This is a genomic window from Ruegeria sp. CDSC002, assembly GCF_059610905.1.
This window is the reverse complement of record NZ_JBXWOM010000033.1, coordinates 1-1,273: the sequence shown is the minus strand read 5'-3', so window position 1 is coordinate 1,273 and position 1,273 is coordinate 1. Positions and strand designations below refer to the sequence as shown.

General features: G+C 60.6%; 1 protein-coding gene. It reads right to left on the bottom strand.

What is annotated here, in order from left to right; genetic code table 11:
• Window positions 1–1,273 (bottom strand): serine hydroxymethyltransferase (gene glyA, locus AC2FJE_RS23420; protein ID WP_496758777.1); only part of this gene is annotated, 1,273 nt, incomplete at its 5' end.

Below are 1,273 nucleotides of genomic sequence, written 5' to 3'. Positions count from 1 at the left end.
TTACAGGTTTGGATAGATCGGGAATTTAGCGCAAAGCTCTGCAACCTCGGCTTTGACCTTGGCTTCAACCGCGCCATTGCCGTCTTCGCCATTGGCGGCCAGACCATCGACCACTTCGATGATCCAGTCTGCGATCTGGCGGAATTCGATCTCGCCAAAGCCGCGGGTGGTGCCGGCGGGGGAGCCCAGACGGATGCCCGAGGTGATGGTCGGTTTTTCCGGATCAAACGGCACGCCGTTCTTGTTGCAGGTGATGTGCGCCCGGCCCAGAGCCTTGTCGACAATGTTGCCGGTTACGCCTTTGGGTCGCAGATCGACCAGCACCACATGGGTGTCGGTGCCGTGGGTCACCGTGTCCAGACCACCCTTGATCAGCTGGTCTGACAGCGCCTGTGCGTTCAACACAACCTGCTTGATGTAATCCTTGAACGCAGGCTGCAGCGCCTCGCCAAAGGCGACTGCCTTGGCTGCGATCACATGCATCAGCGGGCCGCCCTGAATGCCGGGGAAGATAGCCGAATTCACTTTCTTTGCGATATCTTCATCATTGGTCAGGATCATGCCGCCACGCGGACCGCGCAGGGTTTTGTGCGTGGTGGTGGTTGCCACATGCGCATGCGGGAAGGGGCTGGGGTGCTCACCCGCTGCCACCAGACCGGCGAAGTGCGCCATGTCCACGTGCAGGTAGGCGCCGACCATGTCGGCGATCTCGCGCATGCGGGCAAAGTCGATCTGTCGCGGAATGGCCGAGCCGCCGGCGATGATCAGCTTGGGTTGGTGTTCTTTTGCCAGCGCCTCGACCTGATCATAGTCCAGCATGTTGTCTTCTTTGCGGACGCCATACTGCACCGCATTGAACCACTTGCCCGACTGGTTGGGACGGGCGCCGTGGGTCAGGTGACCGCCTGCGTCCAGGCTCATGCCCAGAATGGTATCGCCGGGCTGGATCAGTGCCTGGAACACGCCCTGGTTGGCCTGAGAGCCAGAGTTCGGCTGCACGTTGGCAAAGCCGCAGCCAAACAGCTCTTTGGCGCGGTCGATGGCCAGGTTCTCGGCGATGTCCACGTACTGGCAGCCGCCATAGTAACGCCGTCCGGGATAGCCTTCGGCGTATTTGTTGGTCATCACCGAGCCTTGTGCTTCCATCACGGCGGCAGAGACGATGTTTTCGGATGCGATCAACTCGATCTCGTCGCGCTGACGACCCAGCTCGGATGTGATCGAGCCGAACAGCTCGGGATCACGGTCAGACAGGGACTGGGTGAAAAATCCG